Here is a 25,878-nt window from a genome sequence, read left to right as displayed (position 1 = left end):
CCCATTTCATCTAAAATGACCAAATCAACCTTCTCCATCCGTTTTCTAAATGCTGATAAACGGTTGTTACGTAAAGCTTGCTCTAATTCCTCAACTAGGTGGGCAACACGGTAAAAACGAACCTCATAACCTAGTTCACAAGCTTTTCTCCCTAGTCCTGTGGCTAAATGAGTCTTCCCTGTCCCGGGTGAACCAACTAAAACTACATTTTCTCGATTCTCAATAAATTGTAGGCTACACAAATCCTCTTTGGTTAAGTGAGGAGGGAACCGAAGTTGTTCGGTCCACTCGTAATCATGTAAACTCTTTTTATCTAAGAACTTCGCCTTTTTTATCAAGCGGATTGCTCTCGCTTTTTCTCTTAATCTTATTTCCTCCTTAAGTAGCCCATACAAGAATTGTTCCGGAGTTTCAAACGGTATTTGCTCGTATACATCCGCAACATAAGCTAACCTCAATGACTTACACAATTCTTTAATGTCCTGTTTCAATTGACAGCCTCCTCTCTAGGAGCTAATGAATCGTATTTACTCCAGTCCACTTCATAAGGATTATTATCACTAGGTAGCTTATCCTGTGCAATTAATTCATAGAACTCTTCATTAATCTTCTTCATGTCATGAGAAACTAATAAACTAGCTAGAGCTTCTAATCGTTTTCGTCGAATAATTAAATTATCTACCAACAAAAATTCTTTAATTCTTCCCGGTAAATACTTATGATAGCGCGAATATTCTACAACCCTTGGTTTATGAATCCATGTTTTAATTATTGAAAGCCATGGTAATGCTTTTCGCTTTTTCATATATGGCCGATAGTCATCCAATAATATCTCCCCATTAGGTGAAACAATCTTTAATTGATCCCATGTTAATATCATTTGTAATTGACTATAGTTGCCACCCTTAGGGACATGAACCAACGTCTGGTCCACTTTCACTTCATTATATTTGTTTACTTTAACAAGATGCTCTTTAAATACAGGATAGGGCTTTTCTGGTAAGGCTAGAAGATAATCCCGCTCTTCCTGCCATAAGTCCTCAATACGTACGTTTTTGGCATAATGAATTCTATTTCTGTCCGCCTCTAATTTATGAAATAATTGATCCGTTAAACCCTCATAGCTGTCCATTATTGGAGCTGAAGTAAAAAAGTTATAGCGTATATATCCAACTTTATTCTCAACATTTCCTTTTTCATGGCCACTTCTTGGATTGCATACCTGCACATCAAAGCCATAATAATTCTGAAATTGAACAAATTCATCAGTTAATTGTGCTTCTTCATTTTTTGTCCTTTTTTTCTTCACAGCGGGGGTCAAATTATCGATTCTTATCCTTTTAGGTACTCCCCCAACCTGTTTAAAAAGAATATTGAGGCCATGTAAGAAGCATTCTTGATTTTCAGCTGGTAACGGTACTGCAAATCCAGCATTACTATGAGGAAACGTCATAACTAAAGCATGAATATCCACAATTTCTCCATCTTGTACAGCTTCCATTACTCCAAAGTCTACTTGAGCTTCACCCGGAGGATGTTCTAATCTTTCATACCCTTTATCCTTTTCTTCTTGGTGAGTATTCATCCATTCAGAGATAAAGTAACAAACAGTACGATAAGAACCTTGGAAACCCATTTCCTTTAGTTCTTCAAATATTTGTTTCTTTGTTCTTCTTAATTTTTTCCTTAACTTTAAATCCTCAAAAAGCCAATCTGAAACAATTTCTCCCCACTTTTCCTCATACATCATCCCTTTCTTTTTAAATGATTTCTGTTTAGGGAGTTGATCTTCATCCGCATACTTCTTAGCTGTTCGCCAATTAATTCCCATTGTTCTTTGTATTTCTGAAATAGATAAACCTTTGTTATTTCTTAAATGTTTGATACAATTAATATCAGACATTGCTAGCATCCTTTCTTACCTCCACTACCAATTGCTTGACACAATTACTGTAGTGGGACTTGGGGTGACTGGCAAGTCTTTTTTTGTTTACGCACAAAAATTTAGTGCAGGACTCTGCATTTTTCCTTTGCAAAGCTCTGCACTTTTATTTTGCCATACACAAATGTCAATGTGTTACATTCGATAACTAGGAAAGTAACCACGGTTCGTAAATAAATTAACGTTGCAAAAGTGTAATTTATAATAGTAATCAGCTCTTCTGGGTGCTGCACCCCAAAAGTTATAGTAGAAAATCTATCTTTTGGGGTGTTTTTATATGACGAATTGTAATATTAAGTGCCACACCTAAAAATAAACACAAAAAGCCCATGATCCTTCGCGTAAAATGAAGTTACCACACAACCCTTACACGGAGGTTTATCATGAGCTACTCCCACTAGAGGACGTTTTAACATTGGTACTTCGATTGATCAGAGTTCAAAAGAAGTAAAGAAAAGAACAACATTTGGTCACTGGGAGCTTGATACAATGGTTTCAGAGCGAAAAACACGGATGTATCTTGCAGTAAAAATGGACAATCGCAGTTTTTCATACGGGTTTGTGGAAAATTTTTGATCAAATTTTATTTCAAAGCTACACTCTTTTTTGCTGGCTAACGGTTCTAACATTATGTGGATATGTGAAAAAGGGGTGTGACGTGCACACTAAGTAAAAAAGGATGTGCACGAATGAAGATGGAGCCATTTCTACCACAGCTCGTCTATTATGAGCCAAGGGCACTTGAGTATGAGCTCGGACGAACCCTCGTGGAAAAATTTAAACACATGGATGTCGAGCTTAGGGAAACGACTTCCCACAACCAAGTGCGAAACATCCCCGGAAAAAATGAACTACAACAATACCGGAATGCAAAATCAACCCTTGTGATCGGGGTAAGAAAAACCTTGACGTTCGATACGTCGAAGCCGTCTGCTGAGTATGCGATCCCTCTGGCTACAGGGTGTATGGGGCATTGCCATTACTGTTATTTGCAGACAACGTTAGGTAGTAAGCCGTATATCCGCACATACGTGAATTTAGAGGAGATCTTTGCAGCAGCGGATCAATACATCCACAAGCGGGAGCCTGAGATTACTCGGTTTGAAGCGGCTTGTACTTCAGATATCGTCGGCATTGACCACCTAACCCACTCGTTAAAAAAGACGATTGAGCACATAGGACAAACAGAATATGGTCGTTTGCGCTTTGTCACGAAGTATCATCATGTCAATCATTTACTTGATGCCAACCATAATGGGAAAACGAGGTTCCGTTTTAGCGTGAATGCAGATTATGTTGTGCGTCATTTCGAGCTAGGGACATCCAGTCTTTCAGAACGGCTGGAAGCGGCGAAAAAGTTGGCAGAGGCTGGCTATCCTCTTGGTTTTATCGTTGCTCCGATTATTTTACGGTTGGCAGAGGGGGTACCAAGAGCTGTTTGAACGATTAGAGGCAACGCTGCCAAGAAGCTGCCGTAACGATTTAACATTTGAATTGATCCAACATCGCTTCACGAAGCCGGCAAAGCGCGTCATTATGAAGCGATATCCGAAAACGAAGTTACAAATGGAAGAAGAAGAACGAAAATACAAATGGGGTCGCTATGGCATTGGCAAATATGTATATAAGGACGAGGAAGCTGAGGCATTAAAAGAGGCGATAGAAGGCTATATCCATCAAATGTTCCCCCAAGCGACCATCGAATACTTTACGTAAGATGATTGTTCTATTTGGTTATCTATAGTAAAATTATATTGTTGCAATAATTTCTCGAGTGTAGCAAAGCAAAGGATTTTAGAAGACAGAGTGTAGCTGTTGTTTGAAATTGGAGGGGACCACATGCCAACGCCAAGCATGGAAGATTATTTGGAACGAATTTATTTACTAATTGAAGAAAAAGGGTATGCTCGTGTATCCGATATTGCCGAGGCATTGGAGGTGCACCCTTCATCTGTTACAAAAATGGTTCAGAAGCTGGATAAAAGCGATTATTTAGTTTATGAACGCTATCGAGGCCTTATTTTAACGGCAAAAGGAAAGAAAATTGGCAAACGACTCGTGTATCGCCATGATTTGTTGGAAGACTTTCTAAAAATGATTGGTGTCGACAGTGACCATATATACGAAGATGTGGAAGGAATCGAGCATCATCTTAGCTGGGATGCCATTGATCGGATCGGTGATCTTGTCCAGTATTTTCAAGAAGATCCATCCAGGTTGAATGACTTGCGGGAAGTTCAGAAAAAAAACGAAGAATAGCTGCTGAGTTGAACTCAGCAGCTTTTTCTGTAAGTAAAGGAAGTAGAGCATGTTTACATAGGCTCGCAGGACTTTGAAAACGCTTCCTTTAACTTGTCGCACATGAGATGCCAAGCGTGTTCTGCTACCGCTAGGTCACCGACATGAGTAAACCCATGGGGCATTCCTTTATAGTCCTTGTATGTCACCTTCACACCAGCTTGTTTTAATCTTTCCGCATATTGCTCCCCCTCGGCCGCAAGCGAATCATGCTCAGCAGTAATCACTAGCGCATCTGGCAATCCTTGAAGCGACTCAGCAAAAAGAGGAGACGCTAATGGGTTGCGGGCATCTTCCTCAGTCTCTACATAAGAAGCATTAAATAGCCTTGCCATCTTTACTGGGATTGCGTCCTTGAATGATGGCTTCAGAGCTGGGTCTGTATGTAAGTCAAGCGGTGCATAGTCGATTATTTGGTAGATGATTGGAAGTTCATTTCCTCGTTCTAAATTTAACAGACAGACAGCCGTAGCTAAGTTACCTCCAGCACTATGACCGCCAATGGCTACTTTCTGAGGGGTGATGGAGAATTGCTCAGGATGGTCGACAAGCCATTGGACCACCTCATAACATTCATAAACAGCAGTTGGAAATTTATGCTGTGGTGCGAGCCTGTAATCAATATTGACCACTACACAATTGGCACGATCAGCTATGACTCTACACCAAACGTCATCCATCTCCGCATTTCCCATGACGAAACCGCCACCGTGCATGTTTACATATACTGGTATTTAGCTATTTAATGTTTTATCATGGCGGTAGATGAGCACGCGAGTTCCACCATACGAGGTAGGGAGAATTTTTTCTTCTCGTTGGACAAAAGGGATGGTGCTCGGTTCGAGTGCATTGCTTCTGTCACGGTCGATTCGGTCCCGCCATTTTTGGGTAAATGTTTGAAGTATTCGTGAGTGATAAGGGTAAAATAAGAGACCGAGAATACGTTCTTGAAACTTTTGGGCAATTGTCTGACGGTCCATCGTAATCACTCCTTTCTTACTAAGTAAAGCATTTAGAGAGTTTTCAATAGTAGTAATTGAAATGAATGTATATGAAAGCTTTTAATGATGTCAAGGGAATCGTTCACGACTACTATGCATTGGCTCATATCAGATTTCTACTTTAACATAAGGTTAAACATGATATCGGGTTTTGAAACGTTTTGGCTATCAATGGTTGATGAAGGGAGTTGAGAAAAGGCCGAGCTACTCTATTGTTTACACTGTATTTTTTGAAAGTGCTGTCGTCCTCTGTCATATGATGATAGGGGAGGGGGCGTGAACGATGAATGTGGATGGTGTTTTTGCTGGTGGTGGCGTTAAAGCATTCGCTTTTATCGGTGCATTGCAAGTCTTAGAGGAGAATGGGTTTTCATTTACCCGGGTGGCAGGAACGAGTGCAGGGGCGATTTTCGCTTCCCTCGTATGCTCAGGTTATCGAAGTGACGAGCTTTTTTCCATTATGGAACAGCTAGACGGAAAAATGTTTAAAGACGGCGGAAAAGTCATGCCTTTCCCGTTTGCAAAATGGTTGCGCCTTTATTTTAAGCTCGGCATGTACAAAGGGGACCAACTAGAAAAGTGGTTAATTCAAGTACTAGGCCATAAAGGAGTATCAACGTTCGCCGATTTACCGAAGGGGGCTTTGAAAATTGTCGCTTCTGATATTTCCCGTGGGAGGTTGATCGTTCTCCCCGACGATTTAAAGGATTATGGTCTTATCCCTGAACGTTTCTCTGTGGCGCGTGCTGTGAGGATGAGCTGTGGAATTCCATACTTTTTTCAGCCGGTGAAGTTGTACAATCGTAAGCGGAGAGGTGAGCGTTCTTATGTTGTGGATGGTGGAATTTTAAGTAACTTCCCGATTTGGTTGTTTCACAATCGGAAAAAACAGCCGTTAAAGCGACCTGTCATTGGCTTTCAACTAACACCAGGGCTTGAAGAAATGGCGCCCCATTTAATCAACAATGCGGTGGATTTGTATCAATCATTGTTCGATACGATGATTCGGGCTCATGATCTTCGCTATATTGCCAAGGATCATGCGAAGAACATTGTCTTTATTCCTGTCCAATCCGTCAAAGCAACTGACTTCGATTTGGACGAAGCTCAAAAGAAGGCCCTAGTCCAATTAGGTAGAGAAGAAACATTGCAATTTTTGTCAACATGGTCATGAAGAAAGGAGGCGATCCCCGTAGGATTTAGCCTCCTTTAACGGTTAAAAAAGGGCCCGGTTTTTCTTTTTGTTTTTCTTACCTTCGATGACGGTGAGGTGCGGATTCTCATCCCGGCGCTTTAGAGCAGGGGATTTCTTTCTTTTGGTTGAGGATGGGGTCCGGTCAGAAAACATTCCGAAGGACTTACCCTCTTTTTGTTTTTGCACCGTGCTTGTTCGTTTCGCTTTGCGAATTTGTGCGGCCGTTGGGCGGTTAGCCCCCTGGCCTTTTACGGGGCTACCATACCGCCTTGATACGATCCAACGAAAGACGAAATAGATGATGGCCGCAATGACGGCAACCATGATGAGTTGACGCAAGAGCCCTAATGGATTCGTAAATAACATCGTGACAAACCCAACAATCGCTAACCCTATAACGAGAAGTACGAGGGGATGGAACGTACGATGCAAGGCTAATCACCTCCAACCGTAAATTAACTAACTTGATTCTAATGCGTTCATTGCTTGCCTGTCGGACGATGGGGCAGACAGGCTTGCTTCATACGATTGTTCTCGTTTCAGCATCTCTTCAAACGAATGAATCGCAACTTCAACCTGGTCATCCTTCGGCTCCTTTGTTGTTAACAATTGAAGCCAGAGCCCAGGGTAGCCAAGGAAACGGAGAACAGGAACGTGGCGAACTTTATTCGTTAATTGCAATACTTCATATGAGGTACCTAATACAACGGGAAGCAATGCGAGTCGATGAATGACCCGTTCCCATAAGTTATCGAATGGGACGAGCAAGTAAACAAAAACACCGACGATCACGGTAAAGAGAATAAAGCTACTTCCGCAGCGATAATGCAAGCGTGATTGCTGTTGCACATTTTCAACTGTTAACGGCAGGCCCCGCTCATACGCATTGATCACTTTATGCTCGGCCCCATGGTATTGGAAAACTTTTCGAATGAGCGGAGTAAAGGAGATAGCATAAATATATGTGAGCAATAAAATGAGTTTAAACAGGCCTTCAAGCAAGTTTTGCGCAACATGACCAGGGAAAAGAAAACTTAACGTTTCTGCGAGAAATACTGGAACGAGTGTGAAAATGAATTTCCCGAAAAGAAACGATAAAATTCCAATCGCAGCGACTCCAAAAATCATGGCGAGTTTAGATTTTTTCTCTTCAGGGACAATTTGATCATCCTCTTTTGGATCGACTTCATAGCGATCTGTTGAGAAGTTTAAATGCTTTGTCCCGTAGCTACTTGCTTCCAAAATCCCAACAACCCCACGGATGAACGGAATTTTTTTTAGTGATTGTATCCAAGGTTTCGTTTCTTTCTTTACTTCTAAATAATCATATGATCCATCGATGCGCCGGATGGTCGTTAACGTCGTATGTTTCCCACCAAACATGACGCCTTCAATAACGGCTTGACCACCGTACGCTGGCTTTTCCTGTTGTGCCATATGTGTCACCAACCTATCTGCAGCAAATCATTTGCTTCAAAAAATATATTCCCTCTTTTATTTTACATCAAACACACAAAAACCTCTATGTTAGGGAATAAAAAGGATGAATGACTATTTATAGACTAAACAAAAAAATGCCCTTTTATTCCAAACGAGTGGAGCGATTCCCTCTTGGATATACTACGAACGGGAGGTGCTTCCTATGAGTGAAGAGCGATTGGAGCAAAGCAAACGAGAGCAACAAATGACGTACGGAACGAAGGTAGTGATCATCGGCTTTGTAGGCGGAGTTTTTTGGTCCCTGCTCGGATACTTGGCATTTTACTTTAACTTCGTACGAATCGGTCCAGCATTAATCTTAATGCCTTGGGCGTTAGGTGACTGGAAGGAGACGTACATCGGTCAGCTTATTGGGGTAATTGCGATTGGACTCCTATCCATTGCTGTTGCTTTTTTGTATCGGGCGATTTTAGCAAAAGTTCTTTCTATATGGGCAGGAGTAGGGTTTGGGCTCATTCTTTGGTTGATTGTTTTTTACGTGCTCAATCCGATTTTTCCAGGTTTAAAAACGGTCCAGCATTTAGATTTCAATACGATTATTACGACATTATGCCTTTATGCTCTTTACGGTGCTTTTATCGGATTCTCCATCTCTTATGAATATGCAGAGCAGCAACAATAAGCTGTGGGCATTTCTTCCCTTTCGCCAACTTTTCCCTCCTATGCTACAATGACTCTATATGTCTGTGATGATGCGTAGAAAAAGGAGGGCAAAAGAGTGGAGACGATTATGGTCATTAATGGACCGAACTTAAATCGTTTAGGGAAGCGAGAGCCTGACATTTACGGCCGTGAAACCTTGTCAGATTTGCATGAACGCCTTATCAAGTTTGCAGAAGCACGAGGGTATAAGGCTGACTGTCGGCAATCCAATCATGAAGGTGACATCATTGATTGGATTCATGAGGCTGAAGGGCGGTCAAGTGGAGTTATTCTTAATCCAGGTGCGTTTACCCACTATAGCTATGCTATTCGTGATGCAATTGCGAGCATATCAGTTCCTGTCATAGAAGTTCACTTATCCAATGTCCATGCGCGGGAGTCGTTTCGTCATACATCTGTCACAGCTCCAGTGACAAAAGGACAAATTGTTGGCTTAGGGGTTATCGGCTATGAATTGGCAATGCTTGCTCTATTGGAGGGGGAAAAAAAATGAATCGTTTAGAGCGTATTCGTGCAGCTATTCATGAACATGATTTTGACGGTCTTTTAATTATGAGTCCGTATAATCGACGATATGTCACCGAATTTACGGGGACGGCCGGTGCGGCGATCGTAACGGGAGGAGCGGCCATTTTCATTACCGACTTCCGCTACGTGGAGCAGGCTGAGGAACAAGCACGAGGGTTTGATATTGTAAAACATACGGGAACTATTTTTGAAGAAATAGCTAACCAAGCGAAGAAGCTCGGTATTCAAAAGCTAGGATTTGAAAAAAGTCATCTCACATTTGAAACATACGAGCTGCTCAATAAACTTGTAGATAGCGAACTAGTTCCGGTTGCTGGACTTGTTGAAAACATTCGTTTGATTAAAGATGAAACGGAGCTTCAGATAATGCAGGAGGCTGCGAATATTGCTGACGCTGCATTTGCCCATATTACATCATACATACGAGCGGGAGTAACAGAACGTGAAGTAGCGAATGAGCTTGAATTTTTTATGCGAAAACAAGGAGCGGAGAGTTCATCGTTCGACATTATCGTCGCATCTGGTTATCGCTCTGCATTGCCCCATGGTGTTGCTAGTGACAAGGTCATCGAGAAAGGGGAGCTTGTTACCTTGGATTTCGGTGCTTACTATAAAGGATATTGCTCCGATATTACTCGGACTGTGGCCGTCGGTGACATTAACGATGAATTGCGAAAAATCTACGATACGGTTCTTGAAGCCCAATTAAAAGGGATGGAAGGTATCAAGCCAGGAATAACAGGGAAAGAAGCTGATGCCCTAACGAGAGATCACATTACAGCCAAGGGATATGGTGAATATTTCGGTCATTCGACCGGACACGGGCTAGGATTAGAAGTTCATGAAGGGCCGGGACTATCGATGAAATCAAAGGCCGTGTTGAAGCCGGGAATGGTCGTAACAGTTGAACCGGGTATTTATATCTCGGGTGTAGGCGGCACACGAATTGAAGATGATACGGTGATTACAGAGTCAGGGAACCGTTCGCTCACAAAGTCGCCGAAAGAACTATTGTTCGTAGGAGAGTGATCACTTTTTTCTTAAGAACGCGAGAGGTCAGGAAATCACTCACAAGTTTTCTTAATTAAGCAATTGCAATTTTTCATCAACAGATGAGAAAAGCTGTGGTATAGTAGCATATGGGTAAATGCTTATAACCGAAGATGGAGGAATTACGTATGATTTCTGTTAACGATTTTAAAACAGGTTTAACGATTGAAGTGGATAATGGAATTTGGCAAGTGATGGAGTTTCAACACGTAAAGCCTGGAAAAGGTGCAGCTTTTGTTCGTTCCAAACTTCGTAATTTACGCACTGGTGCGGTACAAGAAAAAACGTTTCGTGCCGGTGAAAAAGTTTCAAAAGCTCATATTGAAAACCGTCGTATGCAATATTTATATGCAAGCGGTGATGTTCATACATTCATGGATAATGAAACTTTTGAACAATTAGAACTGTCGACTGCGCAGATTGAGCATGAATTAAAGTTCTTAAAAGAAAACATGGAAGTGCACGTAATTAGCTACCAAGGGGAAACACTTGGCGTTGAAGTACCAAATACCGTGGAATTAACGGTTACGGAAACAGAGCCTGGTATTAAAGGTGATACAGCTTCTGGTGGTACAAAGCCTGCGACCCTTGAAACAGGACTAACCGTTCAAGTTCCGTTTTTCGTAAATGAAGGGGATGTGCTAGTCATCGATACACGTAGCGGTGATTATGTCTCTCGTGCATAAAAAATAGGGTAAAAAAACCGGTCCATTGAGAAAATGACCGGTTTTTTACTTTCAGAATTCAACTTTTGTAAAGGAGTAAAGGTCAACGCTTTTGCAGTAGGATGTGACGACAAGCCAAAGTTTTTTAAATATAAAGTGGAGGCTGGCACGTCCTTTTAAGCAGTCTTAGTAATTAACCATCCGAACGTAGCACTCCATAGAGGGTCATTGTTTATGAGAGATGGAACGCTTTTTCTCTGTTTTTACTACGAAATATCGTTCGTTCAAGGTTAGGAGTCATTCCTAGCCTTTTTCTTATGATCTGGACAATAAAAAGGTTGTCATCAACTTGTCCAGTGGATCATAGAGTTTACAAGAACGAGCGTACAAGTTCGAGGTGACAGTCTGTGAAATCATGGCTTTTTGTGTTTGAAACAGCTTTATTAGTGATGGTCGGCCTCAGAATCATATCAGGTCTCATTGAATTAACGGCAGCGGGGTTAATGTTAAAGCTTAACAGTGTAGAAAAAGCGGTTGCTATTAACGCCATGCTTGCCATTGTTGGGCCGGTCATTTTTCTTTCTTCCATCACGATCGGTTTGCTAAGTATGGCGGACCGTATGTCACCGACGCGGTTGTTGTTTATCGGTACGGGCGTTTGCTTGATTTTAATCGGCATTCGAAAGTAAAGGGGCGAATCAAGGTGCAAGAGATTTTCGCTGTGTTGCCAGAAACCATACGTCAACTGTTAAAGAAGCTACCACCGTCCATCCAAAAAGATGTGGAAGAAATTCGCATTCGTGTGCACCGTCCATTGGAAGTGATTGTAAACCATCTCCCTCATTATCCAGAACATCAGGGGTGTGAATATGTCGTAACGACAAAAGATGCGCAATTTTTATTAAATCAATTAAGTGCTTATTCGATTTATGCATTTGAAGAGGAACTGAAGCGTGGCTTTATTACAATGGCTGGCGGTCATCGTGTCGGACTTGCTGGTAAGGTCACGCTAGAAAAAGGATATGTCAAAACAGTTCGTGACATAAGTTCCTTCAACATTCGTGTTGCGAAGCAAAAAATTGGTACTGCAGAGCCGCTCATTTCCCACGTTTATCAAAAAGGATGGTTGAATACGTTGCTTATTGGCCCACCTCAGTCAGGAAAAACAACATTGTTACGAGACCTTGCACGGCTTGTCAGTGTCGGATGGTCACGCAAAGGCATTCCACCATTAAAGGTGGGGATCGTCGATGAGCGTTCAGAGATAGCAGCAGCTGTCAAAGGAGTTCCACAACATGAACTTGGTATGCGCGTAGACGTTTTGGATGGCTGCCCGAAAGCAGAAGGGATGATGATGATGATCCGTTCGATGAGTCCCGATGTGCTCATCGTGGATGAAATTGGCCGAAAAGAAGATTGTGTTGCCATTCAAGAAGCCCTACATGCAGGAGTGAAGGTGATGACAACTGCCCATGGATATGAGCTAGAAGAGGTCAGTAAACGACCAGCGATCCGAGAGCTCCTCGAGATTGAAGCATTTGATCGTTGCATTGAATTAGAAAGGCGAGCTAAGCCTGGAGTCGTTCGCAGGATTCGCAATGCTAAAGCGAAAGATGTAGGTTATGTCAGTTGAAGCTTCTCGGTGCAATTTTCATATTAATGGCAACGACATGGGCAGGGTTTGAATTGGCAAGGCGCCTTCATGAAAGGCCTCGTCAATTACGGCAACTGAAGGTCGCTTTACAATCGTTAGAAGCAGAAATGGTCTACGGATTAACACCGTTGGCAGAAGCAACAGGACATATTGCAGCACAAATGCCGAAGCCTGTCTCTTATTTATTCGAGCACTTTTCCTATAGGCTTAAGGAAAAGGAAGAAACGGTTTATGATGCATGGGAAGCAGCGATCAATGAGACGTGGAAGTACACTGCTTTGCTAGCGAGTGAACGAGAGGTCATTCTTCAATTCGGTGCCACTCTTGGACAGCATGATCGTGAGCAACAACAAAAGCAAGTGCGCCTAACCCTCGCCCATTTGGAGAGGGAAGAAGGAGAGGCGAGGGATAAGCAATACCGCTATGAACGGATGATGAAAAGTCTCGGGGTGCTCGCAGGATTGCTCATCATTTTAATGATGCTGTAACAGAAGGCATGCCTGTGTAAGGAGGGGAATGTTCGTGGCTTATGACGTAAATACCATTTTCCAAATTGCTGGTATTGGTATTGTAGTTGCCATGATTCATACAGTGTTAAAGCAAATGGGAAAAGAGGATTGGGCCCATTGGGTGACCTTGATTGGGTTTGTCGTCGTCCTTTATATGGTTGCGACGATTGTAGATGATCTCTTTCAAAAAATTCGAGGCGTCTTTCTATTTCAAGGTTAAAGGGGGGAGTTGCGATTGACATCATACAAATTGTGGGCGTAGGTTTAATCGCAACCTTCCTTGCCCTCGTTGTAAAAGAGCAAAAGCCAATGATCGCTTTTCTTCTTGTCGTTTTTGTCGGTGCTTTTATCTTCTTATTTTTAATTGATCATATTGGACGAGTCATTGCCTTGTTGGAGCAAATTGCGAAGGACGCTAACATCAACATGATGTACGTTCAGACGTTGCTAAAAATTATCGGCATTGCGTACATTGCTGAGTTTGGCGCACAAATTGCAAAGGACGCAGGACAAGCTGCTATCGCTTCCAAAATTGAGCTTGCCGGAAAAGTTATGATCTTGGTGATGGCGATTCCGATTTTAACCGCAGTCATTGAAATGATCCTTTCGTTATTACCATCGGCGGGAACTTAAGGAGGTGAGGGTCATGAAGCGAAGGACGAAACATTTTTGGGCGATGACCGCCATTCTAATCTTCTTTATCTTCACCATTCCCAATGCCGCCTCTGGAGCCGATGAGCTTGATTCATTGAATGACTCCTTTATTGAAAGGCAAATAGAAAGCTTAGAAATTGAGGAGATCCAACAATTTTGGCATGAAATTGCGACTGAATATGGCGGATTTTTACCAGAAAGCCAAAAAGGATCATTGATGGAGTTTCTACGAGGGGACAAGCAATTCCGCATAGATGAATGGGGAATGGGACTTGTAAAATACTTGCTTCATGAATTGCTTGTAAACGGCAAGCTGCTCGGGTCGATCATCTTGCTTTCTGTTTTTTCGGTGATGCTCCAGTCATTACAAAACGCATTTGAACAAAAGACGATTAGCAAAGTGGCGTATGCCATTACGTATATGGTCTTGATGCTTATTGCGTTAAATAGCTTTCACGTGGCAATGGATTATACGAAAGAAGCCATATCCAGCATGGTCCATTTTATGGTGGCCCTTTTACCGCTTCTTCTTGCCCTGATGGCGGCAATCGGAAATATTACCTCTGCGGCTTTGTTTCATCCGTTGATTGTATTTATGGTTAATACGAGTGGAATGGTCATTCACCATTTTGTCTTACCTTTGCTGTTTATCTCTACGGTTTTAAGCATTGTGAGCACGATGACCGATCACTATAAAGTAACGAAATTGGCTAACTTTTTACGCACGATCGCAGTCGGAGTTCTTGGTGTCTTTTTAACGGTGTTTTTAGGGATTATCTCCGTTCAAGGGGCAACAACTGCCGTGACAGATGGCATTACGGTTCGAACGGCCAAATACATTGCCGGCAACTTTGTCCCTGTTGTTGGCCGGATGTTTACAGATGCTGCCGATACGGTCATGAGTGCGTCGCTTCTTTTAAAAAATACCGTCGGTGTTGCTGGGCTGGCAATCCTGCTTATGCTCTGTGCTTTTCCAGCAATTAAAGTTCTGTCTCTAGCGGTGATTTTTCATATTTCAGCCGCTATCTTACAGCCGTTAGGTGCAGGTCCGATAACGGACTGTTTATCGATTATCGGAAAGGCGATTATTTTCATTTTTGCTTCTCTGGCCGTCGTTTGTTTAATGTTTTTTCTCGCGATTACGATAATGATTGTGGCCGGTAATGCATCGGTGATGATTCGATAATGAATCTTACAAAGGGGAGGAACCGACGTGGGTTTTCTAACCGACTGGTTAACGAATTTAATCTTACTCATTTTGCTAGCAACGATTTTGGAACTGCTACTTCCAAACTCTATGTTCCAACGATATGTGCGCATGGTCGTCGGTTTGCTGTTGCTAGTTGTGATGCTACAACCGGTCTTAGCGATTGTAACGGAAGATTTAGACACTTGGTTTGCAGAGCTTTCCTTAGCGACGAGCACATCAGAACTTTCCGTAGAATCGGACTGGAATTCAAAAAAAGATGATATAGAATCCGACATGCGTGCATATATTTCTGAACAGATGGCTGTCCAATTAAAAAGACAAGTGGAGGAGGAGTTCCGTGAAACGTATGGTGTTCAAATTCAATCAGTGGATGTTGTTATCGAACCTACCGCTTATGAATCGGGGTTTCATCCCGATCAAGTTCAATCGGTTACCGTTTTATTAACAGAGGAGGCCGATGATGAATCCGTTAGCATCGAAGTCGTTTCCCCGGTTCAGATCGATCTGGCATCAAAGACCGAAGACATTCAGTCAGTGTCAACGGAGGATCGAATGAATCAGAAGTACATTCATTATCTTGCCGAAGTATGGCAAATCCCTGAGGAAATGATTTCGTTGGTATGGGAAGGAGGGGAGCAAGGGAATGGGTCATGATGAACAACAAGATCGCCAGTGGTTGAAAAAATTATTTCATAAAAAAGGGGCAGAAAAGGGGAAGTTCTCTTTTCAATATGTGATCGTCATTCTTTGTATAGGGTTAATGCTCATGATTGTTGGTAATTTGCTGTCACCTAATGATGATCAAGGAGACACAGCACCTGTTTTTCAAGAAGATGATACCGATCGCCAAGAAGATCAGGAGACATTCGGTCAGCGCTCCTCCAGTCAGTCTAGTGAAATGGAGCAATATGAAATTCAGTACGAAAATCAGCTCAAAGAGAGCTTGGAGCAAATTGTAGGAATTTCAGATGTAACGGTCATGATTAACCTTGCAGAGACGGAACGAATGGTTTATGAGAAAAATTCGAGCACGAAGCAACAAAAGACCGATGAGACCGATCGCGAAGGGGGAACACGGAAGGTGGATGATGTATCGCGAGACGAGGAGGTCGTGATCGTCAGAGAAGGGGATCAAGAGAAGCCTCTTCTTGTACAAAAGGAAAAACCGCAAGTCCGCGGGGTATTGATTGTAGCGGAAGGCGTTGAAAATGCCCAAGTCAAAGGGATGGTCGTTGAAGCGGTCAGTCGAGTGTTGGATGTTCCAGCTCATCGGGTGTCTGTTATGCCTAAGAAATCGAAGGAGGAATAGTAATGGTGTTGAAAAAACAAACGGTGTGGTTGTTAACAATGCTTAGCTTAATTGTCGTTCTTTCTGCTTACTACATGATGTCCCCTGGAGGCGAAGATGTTGCGTTTGTCTCGGATGAGGAGCTAAACGATATGCAGGAAGAAATGGAAAGGCAGCTAGAGGAGATGGACATCGATCTGGATGCTGAAGGTGAAGGCGAAGAGGTGACGGTAGAAGAGGACGAGGAGATGGGAGCAGAGGCTGAGACAGATTCAGACGTTGGCTCGATTTCAAATGTGGCAAGCAATGAAGTGTTTGCGACGATTCGTAACCAAATGATCGCCTCTCGTGAAGAAATGGCTGAAAACTACACGAACATTATGGGCTCTCCAGATGCTACCGCTGAAATGAAGAGCGAGGCGTTCACAAAGAGTCAAGAACTGCAACGGCTTTCCCAGCAAGAAGCTACATTGGAAACGTTGATCAAAGCACAAGGGTACGATGATGTGCTCGTTCTTGCCGAAGAAGAGCAAGTACGTATCATCGTGCAAGCTGAAGAACTTACAGCTGAGCAAGCCAACGAAATTATGGTGATGGCGAGCAAACAGCTAGGTTCCGATCGTCTTGTAACGGTAGGACATCATAATGATTCTAAGTAATGGTTACAAAAGGGGGGGCGTACTAACGTCTCCCTTTTTTCACTTATAAGAAAGAGTAAATTTTTTGTAAAGGAGTAAATTTCATAATTTGAACCCTTAGTCTCGTAAGGCTTTTAAGACACGAAAAAAGGAGTACCTCCCCAAAAGTCGAATTAGTAAGTTACCACACAAAACTAACGACTGGAGGAAGACTCCCTTATGACTATTATACGACAAGGAAGCCTATTTGCCCTGCAAGATTTATATGAGTTAGAACCTACCCACCGTTTTGAAGCGGTATTTTCGACAATTGAGGTTGATCCGATTCTAGCTGTTGTATCGAAAAAAACCCTTTATGGTGCTCCTGTTCAGCTAAACTACGCAGCGATGATTTACTCACTTACAGCTAGAATTCTTGAACGAATTCCTACGATTAAAGATCTTATTAAACGTTTAAAGAATGACTACATGTTCCGTTTAGATTGTGGATTCCTTCTTTCTGATGCGATTCCATCTGAAGCATCTTATTCAAGAATGCTCACAAAATTAGAAGAATCAGATGTTTTAGAACGTGTTCAAGAAACGCAGATTCTTCAAGCCATCATTGAAGGATTTGTCATGGACGACACCATTGCCATCGATGCGACTCATATTGAAGCTCGTGATCAAGCGCCAGCGAAAGTAGAAAAAGCGAAACCAGAACCCAAAAAACGTGGGCGTAAATCAAAAGAAGAACAAGAGAAATGGGTTCAAGAACAGGCTGAACGCGAAGCAGCTCTGTCAGTTTTTGAGAAACCCATTGAATCTCAGCTTGATACGCCTTTAAATGAATTACGATCGTCCGTTCCAACTGATCCTAAATGGGGCATTAAGAAAAATAGTGAAGGAAAGAATGCTTATTGGTTTGGATATAAAGGACATTTAGCCGTTGGAACCAAAAGTCAGTACATTCTTCAATCTCTATTCTCATCTGGTAATCTAAATGATGGAAAAGCGGCAATCCCTTTATTAAAAGGCATTCATGAGCGTCTTTCTATCCTTCCGATCTCTTACAGTACACTGGATGCAGGTTACGATTATCCCGCTATTTATGAACAAATCTATCGGATCCGTGCCCAGTCCATTATTGCTTATAACAAGAAGAATGAATCAGAACCAGTAGGCTTTGATAAGTATTTTGCCCCTACCTGTGTTCGCGAACATTCATATCGGTATGATAGTTATGACCCAACTTACGAGACACTAAAGTATACACGTCCAAAAGAGTGTAAAGACTGTCCGCTAGCAGAAGATACGCTCTGTCAGAAAGTCTATAAAGTGAAAATCACGACGGATCTACGTCGCTATACAGCGCCAGCCCGTGGTTCAAAAGCTTGGAAAAATCTTTACAAGCAAAGAAGTGCAGTCGAACGCGTCATCGCTTATCTTAAAGAATTCTTCCAATTAAATAATGTTCGTTACCGTACAGGAAAACGAGCAAAAGTACATTTTGATTTGACACAATTAGTCTATAACGGTTCGAAACTCGCGTGTGATCGCATAGCTAAAGTACTCTCCGAAAAGGAGATGATTCAAGCAGCTTAAATCCATTTTTAAAATCAATAAAACGAAAATTGGATTCTTGTCTGATTCAAGAGATAGGCTTTATGAAATTGATTCAAAGAATTAAAAGTATAAAAAAAGCAAACGATTAGGCGCCCAACCAGCTTTCCTAAAGAAAGAATAACTAGAGAGGTTTAGTCAAAGCCTCAAACATAAAGCGATTTCCCGAGAACATCCTACGATCAGTCACGTAGGTTCACCGATTTCTTGCTCTCTGTTGTTTGGCCCCAGTTTTTAGCGAGTGCATTGCGTTTTGCTCGTTTGACGTAAAAAGATCAATTGACAACAAGGAGGAAAACGTGAGTTGCTGGCAAATGTTATATGTATAAGAGGGGCGCCCTCCTAGCTTCTGCCTTTTGAGCTCAATCAAAAAGGAAGAATTCGCATAAAAATACGAGATGTTCGAAGCGAGGATGCATTCCGTTTTTCATCATGGTATAATAGGTCAGCGTAATTCCTATAGCTAAGGAGAGATTGACATGGAATGGTCTGAACTAACCGAAGGTGCAAAAGCCGTATTGGAACAAACCCGAAATTTAAAAAACGACCATATTCAAATTGTTGAGTTTGAGGTAGGCTTTCAACATGAGTATGAAACAGAAGGTGGGACTTACACCGTATCCATTCAAGAGGAAGATTATCAAAGCTTAAAAAGGTATACACTTGAAAATGAATATGGTGAAAAGTACCATATGGCACGAAATAAAAATATTGTGAAAATTATTCTTTTGGAAAACGGAAAAATTCCTGATAATTTATCAGAGTTCCCTGTGTTCCGCCAATACAAATTTGACGCCATCACGAAAGAAGAAGGCGAGGAGCAAGAAGAATAAACGTTTGGTGAATCACTTGGTAAGAAAGCGCTTTCTTTATTGTGGATATGCTATAATGAATCATGTGATCATTTAGTTTACAACGTATTACGTTGGCTAACGAGAAATGGAGGAGAGCTGATTAATGTTAAAAGTACAAGAAATTCGCGAGTTGATCCGTGCGGTTGATCAATCCGATTTAGACGAGTTTAAGCTTGAGCAAGAAGGATTAAAGCTCGTATTGAAAAAATCTCAGGGAGAGACTGTTGCTTACCAACAGCCTGTTCAGAGCGCTCCAGTTCCAGCCCCTGTTGTTCAGGCCGTTCAAGAGCCACCTAAGGGACAAGCCGTTCAAGCAGCCCCTGCTTCAGAGCCTGTGAAGGAAGAGGCTGAAACGAAAGCAACTGACAACTTACATAAAATTACGTCTCCGATGGTAGGGACTTTCTATGTTGCACCATCGCCAGATTCTGATCCATATGTAAAGGTCGGTGATAATGTTAGCGAAAATACTGTTGTTTGTATCGTGGAAGCAATGAAATTAATGAACGAAATTGAAGCGGAAGTGAAAGGGAAGATCGTCGAAGTTTTAGCGGAGAACGGCGAATTAGTGGAATACGGTCAACCTCTATTTGTAGTAGAGCCGCAAAAGTAGGGAGAGATTTGGATGATAAAGAAACTGCTAGTTGCCAATCGCGGGGAAATTGCCGTTCGAATTATTCGCGCTTGTCGCGAGTTAGGAATTGAAACCGTGGCTGTTTTTTCAGAAGCTGATCGCGATGCCCTTCACGTACGAATGGCGGATGAAGCTTATTGCATTGGACCGACGCCATCTGCAAAAAGCTATTTAAACTTCACGAATATCATGAGTGTAGCGACTTTAACTGAAGTGGATGCGATTCACCCTGGATATGGATTTTTAGCAGAGAACGCCGATTTTGCTGAAATATGTGGGGAATGCAACATTACTTTTGTAGGTCCTAGTGCGGATGCGATTAGCAAAATGGGAACGAAAGACGTGGCAAGAGAAACAATGAAACGTGCCGGCGTTCCAATCGTCCCAGGCTCAGAAGGAATCATCGAGAGTGTGGAAGACGGCTTAGCAGTAGCGGAACAAATCGGTTATCCAGTCATCATTAAAGCTACAGCAGGCGGTGGGGGTAAGGGAATTCGCGTCGCTCGTAATGAAGAGGAATTGCGAAAAGGTATTAACATTACCCAACAAGAAGCCGCAACAGCGTTCGGGAATCCTGGTGTCTACCTTGAAAAATACATTGAAGATTTCCGTCATGTTGAAATTCAAGTGCTTGCCGACAACCACGGTCACGTAATTCATCTAGGGGAACGGGACTGCTCGATTCAGCGAAGATTGCAAAAGCTATTAGAGGAAACACCGTCTCCTGCAATTACAGAGAAGAAGCGTAAGGAGATGGGGGAAGCCGCTGTTGCTGCAGCGAAAGCCGTCAACTATTCGGGGGCAGGAACCGTTGAGTTTATTTATGACCATAATAATGGTGATTTCTACTTTATGGAAATGAACACGAGAATCCAAGTTGAGCATCCAGTGACAGAAATGGTGACGGGAATTGACTTGATTAAAGAGCAAATCAAAGTAGCTTCAGGGAAGCCGTTGTCCTACAAACAAGAAGACGTTACATTTAATGGTTGGTCGATAGAGTGTCGGATTAACGCAGAAAGCCCAGAGAAAAATTTTATGCCATCTCCAGGTAAATTAAAAAGCTACTTAGCACCTGGTGGACTAGGAGTTCGGGTCGATTCTGCTGCATACCCAGGCTATACAATTCCTCCTTTTTACGATTCCATGATTGCTAAGGTGATCACACACGGAGCGACAAGGGACGAGGCGATTGCAAAAATGAAGCGAGCACTTGCAGAGTTTGAGGTAGAGGGAATTGAGACGACCATTCCGTTTCACTTGCGCTTGCTAAACCATGAAACGTTTGTATCTGGAGATTTCAACACGAAATTTTTAGAGATTTATAACATCATGGAGGAGAGCAAATAGTAAGGTCCATTCCAATGGAGGTGTAAAGGATGAACGAGAACCATCTGTTAGACCTAGAAGAGCAAAAAACAGATTTAGGCAGGGTGGAAATTTCACCAGAGGTCATTGAAGTAATCGCTGGGATTGCAGCCTCAGAAGTTGAAGGGGTCGCCACCATGAGGGGCAATTTTGCAGCAGGAGTGGCAGAGAAATTAGGTTATAAAAATCATGGCAAAGGTGTAAAGGTTGATTTGAATGACGAGGGGATTATCGTTGATGTTTCCGTCATTATTCTTTACGGAGTATCCGTTCCAGAAGTGGCGAAGAAAATTCAACAAAACATCAAACAAGCTTTGCAAACTATGACTGCCATTGAGCTACAATCCATAAACGTTCATATTGTCGGCGTGCATTTTGAAGCAGTCGATGGAGAAGAAGAAACTAAATAATGGCTCAAAAAGCGGCTCAATTTTGGGTCGCTTTTTTGCACTCATCAAACAGGATTCAGCAATCAGTTAAACGTTGATAGATAAACAAAGGGTCAAAAATATTCAGAAAACGAAAGTTGTTCCGACTCTTTTCTGCAATTGTTCTGTTTTTACGAAAAATGTTATGCTATGATCAAACATATTAATGGGGAAACTTAACCTATCTTTAAGTTTTCAATTAGAAGGAGTATGAGCATGAATCGACGTTTATCACGACTTCGAGCTGTACAAGCTCTTTATCAAATGGATGTTATCGACACATCAATGGAAAAAGCCATTGAAAGTGTTCTCGACGAAGGGGAAGAGGCAAGTTCGTTCATGAGCGACCTTGTTAGCGGAACCGTTACCCACCAAGAGGAGTTGGACCGGCTATATGCAGATCACCTTCAAGGCTGGACCGTGGACCGGATCGGCAATGTAGATCGAGCGATTCTTCGCATGGCTTTATATGAACTATATTACGTGGACGATATTCCTAAAAATGTCTCTTTTAATGAAGCAATTGAGCTCGCAAAAGCCTTTGGCGGGGAAGATGCTGGTCGATTTATAAATGGTGTTCTATCAAAAACAATGGAAGCCTATAAACCAAAAGACAAATAATTTTTAAAGGGAGTGGAGACGATGAGTGCAGTATTATTAGATGGAAAAGCATTAGCAGCAAAAAAGCGTGACGAATTAAAATCAGAGGTAACCAAGTTAAAAGAACGTGGAATCACCCCAGGCTTAGCTGTGATTCTTGTTGGTAATGATCCTGCATCCACAGTATATGTTCGCTCAAAACAAAAAGCGTGTGAGCAAATTGGAATTTATTCTGTATTAAAAGAGCTTCCAGCATCCACTTCGGAAGAGGAGCTGTTAACAGAAATTGACCGTTTGAACAACGATCCTACGATCCATGGTATCCTCGTGCAACTGCCATTGCCAGAACAAATTTCGGAACAGGCGGTTATTGAACGGATTTCTCCTGCCAAAGACGTGGACGGGTTCCATCCGATCAGTGTAGGGCGAATGATGATCGGTGAAGACACGTTCCTTCCTTGTACGCCTTTTGGTGTGCTTGTCATGCTGCAAGAAGCAAATGTGGAGATTGCCGGAAAGCACGTTGTTGTCGTTGGACGGAGCAATATCGTTGGTAAACCAGTCGGACAATTAATGTTAAATGAACATGCTACCGTTACATATTGTCATTCGCGTACAAAAAATTTAACTGAGATCACAAAACAGGCTGACATTCTAATTGTTGCGGTTGGGAGAGCTCGTTTTATTGACGCAAGTCACGTCAAAGAAGGCGCTGTTGTGATCGATGTCGGCATTAACCGTGTCGATGGAAAGCTTTGCGGAGATGTGGACTTTGAAAGTGTTCGAGAGGTAGCGTCCCATCTTACCCCTGTTCCTGGAGGCGTCGGACCAATGACGATCACGATGCTATTAGCCAATACGATTCAAGCAGCGAAAGAATAGGGCGTGTGTGAAATGGCAGGTCAGCAGCCAATCTTGACGGTTTCAGAAGTGACACGACATTTGAAGCGAACCATTGAAGATGACCCGTTATTGCAAGACGTTTGGATGCGAGGAGAGATCTCTAACTTTAAGCATCATAGTAGAGGGCATATGTACTTCACACTAAAGGATGAGCATGCTAAAATGTCTGCTGTGATGTTTGCAGGTAATAATCGTTTTTTAAATTTCAAACCTGAAAATGGAATGAAGGTCATTGTTCGCGGAGAAGTGAACGTGTATGAACCGTTTGGTCAATATCAACTTTATGCGCTTGAAATGCAGCCGGATGGGATCGGAAACTTATATCTTGCCTATGAACAACTAAAAGAACGACTTGAACAAGAAGGACTGTTTAAGGAAGAAAACAAAAAGCCATTGCCTCCTGTTGCAAGACAAATTGCGATCGTAACATCGCCAACAGGAGCAGCGATTCGTGACATCGCCTCAACCATTAAACGGCGTTTTCCTATCGCTCAATTGACGCTTCTCCCTGTACTCGTGCAAGGGGAGGAAGCACCTCATTCGATCGCAAAAGCGATTAGGCAAGCCAATGAGGTAGGTGGATTCGATCTTCTCATTGTTGGTCGAGGTGGGGGTTCGATTGAAGAATTATGGGCATTTAATGAAGAGCTTGTTGCCCGAGCGATTTATCAGTCGGTCATTCCGATCATTTCAGCTGTCGGTCATGAAACAGATTATACAATCGCTGACTTTGTCGCCGATGTACGAGCAGCTACACCGACAGGAGCCGCTGAGCTAGCCGTTCCAGACTTGAAAGAGCTCATCTCTCGTGTCAACCAATATACCCAAAGGCTAAAACGTGCCCAGCATGAACTACTCAAAAGGCAAAAAGAACACCTTCAACGCCTGCAAAAATCGTATGCCTTTCGTTATCCAGCACAATTGGTTAAACAAAAGGAATTAGAGCTTGATCAACAGCTTGAGCGATTGACGAAGCATCAACGGCGAATGGTTAGCGATGCTAAGGATCGACTGAGTCAGCTTGAATACCGCTTAAAACGAATCCATCCAGAAGGGCGCCTCAGGCAAGCGGAGCAAGCAAGAGTAAAGCTAGAAGTTTTATTGAAGAAAGAATTCCAACAAATGATGGAGCGGAAAGAGCAGCAATTCCAACAAGCCATTTCTAGTTTGAACCTCCTCAGTCCACTGCGAGTCATGGAGAGGGGTTACGCGTTACCATATAAAGCGAAAACTCAAGAGCTGATAAAATCGGTGAAGCAAGTAAGGATGAATGACCGCTTGCACCTTCGGGTTACTGATGGGCAGCTCATCTGTGATGTGAAAGAAATAGAGAGCGAAAGCGGGGGAGAAGGATATGATCAAAAATGAACAACCGCCACTCAGTTTTGAAGAGGCGATGGAGCAGCTTGAAGAAGTGGTAGAACAGCTTGAACAAGGGGACGTGCCGCTAGAGGAAGCCATTTCGATGTTCCAAAAAGGGATGAACCTCTCGAAGGTTTGTCATGAAAAGCTGGCAACTGTAGAGAAGCAGATGGATCAGATATTGAAAGAAGATGGGAATTTTGAGGAAACAGTATTGCAGGAGGAACAAGAGTGAGTGTACAACTGTTACAATTTTTAGATGAAATTAAAGACATCATCGAAGAGCGGATGCCTGCACATATTGAACGACTAAATTCTCCTGACATGCTGAAAAATTCTATGCTTTACTCCTTGAAGGCAGGAGGAAAACGAATTCGACCAGCGCTGCTATTGGCAACGATGAAAAGTTTTCAAAAGGATATTTCACAGGGGATTGACCTTGCCTGTGCGATTGAGATGATTCATACGTACTCGCTCATTCATGATGACCTCCCATCGATGGATGATGATGATATTCGCCGGGGAAAACCGACGAACCATAAAGTGTTCGGAGAAGCTCATGCCATTCTTGCAGGGGATGCATTATTAACGTACAGCTTTGAGATTGTGGCCAAAATGAAAGGTGTTGACCCGGCCAAAACACTCTGCTTGATAGAAGAGCTTGCAAGGGCTGCTGGACCAGAAGGAATGGTAGGCGGACAAGTAGCTGATATCGAAGGAGAAAATCAAAAACTAACGGTCGAGGGACTTGAATATATCCACCATCATAAAACAGGGGCGCTTCTCTCGTTCGCCATTGTTGCAGGGGCAAGGCTTGCGGATGCATCTGAACAAGATATTGAGAACATACGTAGATTTTCAAGAGAATTAGGCTTACTCTTTCAAATAAAAGATGATATTTTAGATGTTGAAGGGGATCAAGCTGCCATTGGTAAACCAGTTGGAAGCGATGATGGAAATCAAAAAAGCACCTATCCAAGCCTATTAACCCTCGAAGGGGCAAAAGAGAAGCTTCACTTGCATACTTTGCTGGCAAAGGAATATTTATATAGTGTTCAAATGAACCATCGCTTATTAGAGGAATTAACGGATTATGTCGTGAATCGTAACCATTAGTTGCTGATCAAAGAAGGGAATTAATGTAATTGAGCTTCGATTGATTTCATGGTATAATGTCTTTTAGAATAAGAGTGGTGCAGTATTCTAGTCAATCCTCCATTCTTGAAGGCGGGGCTAAAAATCCGCCAAAGGGCACATCGATGAAGCTCCTTGTGATGGCTTGAGGCGCCCAGCCTTGGGTCATTGCTGGGAGAAAAGGTAGTAGGGCGATCC

31 protein-coding genes and 2 pseudogenes are annotated in these 25,878 nt (G+C 42.5%); 27 read left to right on the top strand and 6 right to left on the bottom strand.

Annotation, left to right across the window (positions count from 1 at the left end; all coding sequences use genetic code 11):
* On the bottom strand, positions 1-491 hold a 491-nt coding region (locus E2L07_RS11050), incomplete at its 3' end, for an ATP-binding protein (RefSeq protein WP_134229572.1).
* Complete coding sequence (gene istA, locus E2L07_RS11045) at positions 488-1,912, bottom strand: IS21 family transposase (RefSeq protein WP_134229504.1); 1,425 nt, start codon at positions 1,910-1,912, stop codon at positions 488-490. The genes istA and E2L07_RS11050, both read right to left, overlap by 4 nt.
* Before the next feature lie 426 nt (positions 1,913-2,338).
* On the opposite strand from istA, the pseudogene E2L07_RS11040 reads away from it, so the two are divergent.
* The 3 genes and pseudogenes from E2L07_RS11040 to mntR all read left to right on the top strand — a co-directional run.
* Positions 2,339-2,488 (top strand): annotated as a pseudogene (locus E2L07_RS11040) (IS30 family transposase); the annotation flags it as partial.
* Between the two features lie 149 nt (positions 2,489-2,637).
* Positions 2,638-3,658 (top strand): annotated as a pseudogene (gene splB, locus E2L07_RS11035) (spore photoproduct lyase).
* Positions 3,659-3,781: 123 nt separating this feature from the next.
* On the top strand, positions 3,782-4,201 hold the full coding sequence (gene mntR, locus E2L07_RS11030; RefSeq protein ID WP_010898955.1) for a transcriptional regulator MntR: 420 nt from the start codon (positions 3,782-3,784) through the stop codon (positions 4,199-4,201).
* Between the two features lie 53 nt (positions 4,202-4,254).
* Here the strand turns inward: mntR and E2L07_RS11025 are convergent, their stop codons facing one another.
* Both E2L07_RS11025 and E2L07_RS21235 read right to left on the bottom strand, forming a co-directional pair.
* Positions 4,255-4,974 (bottom strand): alpha/beta hydrolase, encoded by a 720-nt coding sequence (locus E2L07_RS11025; protein ID WP_276399889.1) that lies wholly within the window; start codon positions 4,972-4,974, stop codon positions 4,255-4,257.
* The gene (locus E2L07_RS21235; protein ID WP_243854944.1) at positions 4,975-5,220 is read right to left on the bottom strand and encodes a hypothetical protein; all 246 of its coding nucleotides are present in this window, start codon (positions 5,218-5,220) and stop codon (positions 4,975-4,977) included.
* A 304-nt stretch (positions 5,221-5,524) separates the two neighbouring features.
* Between E2L07_RS21235 and E2L07_RS11020 the strand changes: the two genes are divergently transcribed.
* Positions 5,525-6,415 (top strand): patatin-like phospholipase family protein, encoded by an 891-nt coding sequence (locus E2L07_RS11020; RefSeq protein ID WP_010898953.1) that lies wholly within the window; start codon positions 5,525-5,527, stop codon positions 6,413-6,415.
* Between the two features lie 42 nt (positions 6,416-6,457).
* On the opposite strand, the gene E2L07_RS11015 is transcribed toward E2L07_RS11020, so the two are convergent.
* Both E2L07_RS11015 and E2L07_RS11010 read right to left on the bottom strand, forming a co-directional pair.
* Positions 6,458-6,868, bottom strand: a complete 411-nt coding sequence (locus E2L07_RS11015; protein WP_134229571.1) for an SA1362 family protein — start codon at positions 6,866-6,868, stop codon at positions 6,458-6,460.
* A gap of 27 nt (positions 6,869-6,895) precedes the next feature.
* Positions 6,896-7,873 carry a DUF1385 domain-containing protein gene (locus tag E2L07_RS11010; RefSeq protein WP_010898951.1) on the bottom strand — a complete coding sequence of 326 codons (978 nt, stop codon included), beginning with the start codon at positions 7,871-7,873 and terminating at the stop codon, positions 6,896-6,898.
* A gap of 205 nt (positions 7,874-8,078) precedes the next feature.
* Here E2L07_RS11010 and E2L07_RS11005 point away from each other — a divergent pair, with 205 nt between their 5' ends.
* The 23 genes from E2L07_RS11005 (at position 8,079) to E2L07_RS10895 (ending at position 25,662) form a co-directional block, all read left to right on the top strand.
* Complete coding sequence (locus E2L07_RS11005) at positions 8,079-8,558, top strand: YqhR family membrane protein (RefSeq protein ID WP_053430714.1); 480 nt, start codon at positions 8,079-8,081, stop codon at positions 8,556-8,558.
* 96 nt (positions 8,559-8,654) lie between these two features.
* Complete coding sequence (gene aroQ / locus E2L07_RS11000; protein WP_010898949.1) at positions 8,655-9,092, top strand: type II 3-dehydroquinate dehydratase; 438 nt, start codon at positions 8,655-8,657, stop codon at positions 9,090-9,092.
* Complete coding sequence (locus E2L07_RS10995) at positions 9,089-10,156, top strand: M24 family metallopeptidase (protein ID WP_134229570.1); 1,068 nt, start codon at positions 9,089-9,091, stop codon at positions 10,154-10,156. Before aroQ ends, E2L07_RS10995 begins: the two co-directional genes overlap by 4 nt.
* 149 nt (positions 10,157-10,305) lie before the next feature.
* Positions 10,306-10,863, top strand: a complete 558-nt coding sequence (gene efp / locus E2L07_RS10990) for an elongation factor P (RefSeq protein WP_010898947.1) — start codon at positions 10,306-10,308, stop codon at positions 10,861-10,863.
* Positions 10,864-11,249: 386 nt separating this feature from the next.
* On the top strand, positions 11,250-11,531 hold the full coding sequence (locus E2L07_RS10985) for a YqhV family protein (RefSeq protein ID WP_010898946.1): 282 nt from the start codon (positions 11,250-11,252) through the stop codon (positions 11,529-11,531).
* Positions 11,532-11,545: 14 nt separating this feature from the next.
* Positions 11,546-12,475, top strand: a complete 930-nt coding sequence (gene spoIIIAA, locus E2L07_RS10980; protein ID WP_010898945.1) for a stage III sporulation protein AA — start codon at positions 11,546-11,548, stop codon at positions 12,473-12,475.
* On the top strand, positions 12,472-12,984 hold the full coding sequence (gene spoIIIAB / locus E2L07_RS10975) for a stage III sporulation protein SpoIIIAB (protein ID WP_010898944.1): 513 nt from the start codon (positions 12,472-12,474) through the stop codon (positions 12,982-12,984). Before spoIIIAA ends, spoIIIAB begins: the two co-directional genes overlap by 4 nt.
* 34 nt (positions 12,985-13,018) lie before the next feature.
* Positions 13,019-13,225, top strand: a complete 207-nt coding sequence (gene spoIIIAC, locus E2L07_RS10970) for a stage III sporulation protein AC (RefSeq protein ID WP_010898943.1) — start codon at positions 13,019-13,021, stop codon at positions 13,223-13,225.
* A gap of 20 nt (positions 13,226-13,245) precedes the next feature.
* A complete protein-coding gene (gene spoIIIAD, locus E2L07_RS10965) occupies positions 13,246-13,638 on the top strand; it encodes a stage III sporulation protein AD (RefSeq protein WP_041820716.1) in 393 nt (130 codons plus the stop codon).
* A 13-nt stretch (positions 13,639-13,651) separates the two neighbouring features.
* Positions 13,652-14,845, top strand: a complete 1,194-nt coding sequence (gene spoIIIAE / locus E2L07_RS10960; RefSeq protein WP_010898941.1) for a stage III sporulation protein AE — start codon at positions 13,652-13,654, stop codon at positions 14,843-14,845.
* 27 nt (positions 14,846-14,872) lie between these two features.
* Positions 14,873-15,523 (top strand): stage III sporulation protein AF, encoded by a 651-nt coding sequence (gene spoIIIAF, locus E2L07_RS10955; protein ID WP_010898940.1) that lies wholly within the window; start codon positions 14,873-14,875, stop codon positions 15,521-15,523.
* On the top strand, positions 15,513-16,178 hold the full coding sequence (gene spoIIIAG / locus E2L07_RS10950; RefSeq protein WP_053430715.1) for a stage III sporulation protein AG: 666 nt from the start codon (positions 15,513-15,515) through the stop codon (positions 16,176-16,178). The genes spoIIIAF and spoIIIAG overlap by 11 nt, the downstream gene beginning before the upstream one ends.
* A 2-nt stretch (positions 16,179-16,180) precedes the next feature.
* Positions 16,181-16,816 (top strand): SpoIIIAH-like family protein, encoded by a 636-nt coding sequence (locus tag E2L07_RS10945; protein ID WP_010898938.1) that lies wholly within the window; start codon positions 16,181-16,183, stop codon positions 16,814-16,816.
* 198 nt (positions 16,817-17,014) lie between these two features.
* Entirely contained in the window at positions 17,015-18,379 is a 1,365-nt protein-coding gene (locus tag E2L07_RS10940) for an IS1182-like element IS662 family transposase (protein WP_134228682.1), read from the top strand.
* 497 nt (positions 18,380-18,876) lie between these two features.
* On the top strand, positions 18,877-19,230 hold the full coding sequence (locus E2L07_RS10935; RefSeq protein ID WP_010898937.1) for a hypothetical protein: 354 nt from the start codon (positions 18,877-18,879) through the stop codon (positions 19,228-19,230).
* 124 nt (positions 19,231-19,354) lie between these two features.
* Complete coding sequence (accB, locus tag E2L07_RS10930) at positions 19,355-19,864, top strand: acetyl-CoA carboxylase biotin carboxyl carrier protein (protein ID WP_010898936.1); 510 nt, start codon at positions 19,355-19,357, stop codon at positions 19,862-19,864.
* Between the two features lie 12 nt (positions 19,865-19,876).
* On the top strand, positions 19,877-21,235 hold the full coding sequence (gene accC / locus E2L07_RS10925) for an acetyl-CoA carboxylase biotin carboxylase subunit (protein WP_010898935.1): 1,359 nt from the start codon (positions 19,877-19,879) through the stop codon (positions 21,233-21,235).
* A 29-nt stretch (positions 21,236-21,264) separates the two neighbouring features.
* The gene (locus tag E2L07_RS10920) at positions 21,265-21,663 is read left to right on the top strand and encodes an Asp23/Gls24 family envelope stress response protein (RefSeq protein WP_010898934.1); all 399 of its coding nucleotides are present in this window, start codon (positions 21,265-21,267) and stop codon (positions 21,661-21,663) included.
* Between the two features lie 234 nt (positions 21,664-21,897).
* Positions 21,898-22,302: a transcription antitermination factor NusB gene (gene nusB, locus E2L07_RS10915; RefSeq protein WP_010898933.1), complete on the top strand. Its 405-nt coding sequence runs from the start codon at positions 21,898-21,900 to the stop codon at positions 22,300-22,302.
* A 21-nt stretch (positions 22,303-22,323) separates the two neighbouring features.
* The gene (folD, locus tag E2L07_RS10910) at positions 22,324-23,163 is read left to right on the top strand and encodes a bifunctional methylenetetrahydrofolate dehydrogenase/methenyltetrahydrofolate cyclohydrolase FolD (RefSeq protein ID WP_010898932.1); all 840 of its coding nucleotides are present in this window, start codon (positions 22,324-22,326) and stop codon (positions 23,161-23,163) included.
* Between the two features lie 12 nt (positions 23,164-23,175).
* A complete protein-coding gene (gene xseA, locus E2L07_RS10905) occupies positions 23,176-24,552 on the top strand; it encodes an exodeoxyribonuclease VII large subunit (protein ID WP_053430717.1) in 1,377 nt (458 codons plus the stop codon).
* Positions 24,539-24,781, top strand: a complete 243-nt coding sequence (gene xseB, locus E2L07_RS10900) for an exodeoxyribonuclease VII small subunit (RefSeq protein WP_010898930.1) — start codon at positions 24,539-24,541, stop codon at positions 24,779-24,781. The genes xseA and xseB overlap by 14 nt, the downstream gene beginning before the upstream one ends.
* Entirely contained in the window at positions 24,778-25,662 is an 885-nt protein-coding gene (locus E2L07_RS10895) for a polyprenyl synthetase family protein (RefSeq protein ID WP_010898929.1), read from the top strand. The genes xseB and E2L07_RS10895 overlap by 4 nt, the downstream gene beginning before the upstream one ends.
* Positions 25,663-25,878 lie beyond the last annotated feature (216 nt).

The organism is Halalkalibacterium halodurans, assembly GCF_004376175.1.
Classification (GTDB): domain Bacteria; phylum Bacillota; class Bacilli; order Bacillales; family Bacillaceae_D; genus Halalkalibacterium; species Halalkalibacterium halodurans.
This window is presented reverse-complemented; position numbering and strand designations above follow the sequence as displayed.